Annotated in this window: 2 protein-coding genes; both read right to left on the bottom strand. The window is 37.3% G+C overall.

The genetic code is table 11. The features are described from left to right. Positions 1 to 456: 456 nt before the first annotated feature. Positions 457 to 1,632, bottom strand: a complete 1,176-nt coding sequence (locus CGS49_RS13325) for an IS256-like element IS1191 family transposase (protein WP_097802285.1) — start codon at positions 1,630 to 1,632, stop codon at positions 457 to 459. Between the two features lie 428 nt (positions 1,633 to 2,060). Next, a partial coding sequence (locus tag CGS49_RS13320) for a DNA polymerase (protein WP_242975478.1) occupies positions 2,061 to 2,448 on the bottom strand: 388 nt, incomplete at its 5' end.

The following is a 2,448-nucleotide window of genomic DNA, read 5'->3' as shown; positions in this document are numbered from 1 at the left end:
CGTAAAGATCATCAGACCATGTAAGTTCTGGCAAACCTGCTGCTTTACGTTGTGCATTAATTTCGTTAAATACAGCCATCGCTGAATCAAAGTCAACATAATCAGAATTTCCAGTTGGTTCTACATGGTAAATAAATTTAACATATCTAAATTCAACATCACTATATTATTTGTCGTCAACACCGCTCTTGAGATTAGTTATAATAAATAGTCATGTGCCCAAGCAATTCCCTTAAAAGCGTTAAAGTTGAATCGGCTGTTGAAGCTGTTTCTGAGGTTGTTAGAGCTTCAGAATCCGTGCTTGAATCTTTAAAAGTACTTACTTACCATTTGAATAATAGTAATAATCGACATTATCTTTCAAATAATAGTGAATATCATTTTCATAACGGTAGTGAGGAGCGTTTTGATACTGTCAATAATTATGTGTAAACACTCAAGTAGAGTTGAAGAATGTTAATCAAATAAGCTTTCAAGTGTGTCAGCACATTGGCCAAACCCTTTATGGATGCGTTGATTTTGCTTGAAATTATAATCTTCAAACAGGGTAACTAAATAACGTTCCAGAGCCTCCTCGTTAGGAAAAAGAACCTTCTTTTTCGTTTGACGTTTGATTTCTTTGTTAAGAGACTCAATGAGGTTTGTCGAATAAATGCTATGCCAAATCTGGTAGGGAAACTGATAAAAAGTTAAAAGATTATCCGTATTCTCCAGACTTTCCATGACTTTCCTATACTTTGGTTTCCATTCGGCGATAAAGTTATCTAAAATTTGCACTGCCATTTCTAAATTTTCAGCACGATAAATCGTTTTAAATTGCTCCAGAATAACCGCTCTATCTGCTCGTTTCACTTTACTAGCTAGATTTCGACTAATATGAATTAAGCAACGTTGTTGTTTAGCTAATGGGTAAGCCTGATTGATAATCTCTTCAAGCCCCTTGAAGCCATCGGTCACTACAAGAGAAACCTGTTGGATTCCTTGGTTTTGAAGCTTGTCTAACAGGGTGGACCAAGAAGCATTGTTTTCATTTGGGGCGATTTCATATCCAAGAACAGCCTTCTGTCCTTCTGGTGTAATGCCAAGTGCGATATGAATACATTCTTTACTAACGGTTCCACGTCTTAAGGGAAGATAGGTTCCGTCAAGAAATAAAACAGAGTAATTGGCTTCTAAGCTTCGCTCATGAAAAGTAGCGACATTCTCCTGAGTTGCTTTTGAGATATTAGAAATTGTGGCAGGACTATAGTGATGACCATACATTCGCTCGATGATATCACTAATTTCTCGAGTCGTTACACCGGTTTGATAGAGTTTGATAACCATCTCTTCCAAGTGGTCATCTCGACGTCCATAAGCGGGAAGCAAAGCTGGACTAAAGTTCCCATTACGATCTCTAGGAATACTCAACTGAACAGTCCCATATTTGGTTTCGAATTTCCGTGCATAGCTTCCGTTACGACTATTCCCAGAATTATAGCCTAATTTATCGTAAGGTTCATACCCTAAAAAGGCTGATAACTCTGCTTGAAGCAGATCATTCATAGCTGTTTCAAGAGAAGTACGGAAAAATTCATCACTATCTTGCTTTTGGGCTAGGAAGTTAAGTAGTTCTGTGGTAAACTGAGTCATAGGAATAAATCTCTTTCTAGTAATGTTTCGCAACTCTACTATAACGGATTTATTCCTTTTTGTGTTTACACAACTTATTTTACACTACCCACAGGTGATAAGTTAAGTATTTTTTTGAGAAATCAATCTATATTTTTATATCTCTAATCGTTTATACAATTGGACTAAATGCTATGTTTTAGCAATTCTAAACTAGATTAAATTAGAAGATTAATTAAATTATCTATAGATTAAGCAATAATCCTTTATAATTACAAGTAGTTCTACCAAAAAAGCCGGACCTCAGTCCAGCTTTTATCTGTCTATTTCTACTTGGTCATAAAGTAGGTGATAATCACCAATACTGCTACGATACCCAGGACAACGGCTAGAAACCCCAGCATATAACGCAGGAGAAAATAGGTAAATGGGAGATTTTCTTTCATGCTTTACTTTGCCTCATACCATGTACAGCCTTCATTTTCATCTGCGATGAGTGGGACAGCGAGTTCTACTGCAGATTCCATGGTTTCTTTAACCAAAGCTTTCATAGCTAAAAGTTCGTCGCTTGGCACCTCAAGGACGATTTCATCGTGTACTTGGAGGAGCATCTTGGTTTTATAGCCACCTTCTACCAGAGCCTTGTCTAAGTTAATCATAGCAATCTTGAGGATATCAGCAGCACTTCCTTGGATAGGAGAGTTTATGGCTGTTCGCTCTGCGAAGTTACGGACATTAAAGTTACGAGAATTGATATCTGGTAACTCACGACGGCGGTGGAAGAGGGTTGATACATATCCTTTATCCTTGGCTTCACGAACCACATTATCCATATAA

The organism is Faecalibacterium langellae, from assembly GCF_002549775.1.
Classification (GTDB): Bacteria; Bacillota; Clostridia; order Oscillospirales; family Ruminococcaceae; genus Faecalibacterium; species Faecalibacterium langellae.
This window is presented reverse-complemented; position numbering and strand designations above follow the sequence as displayed.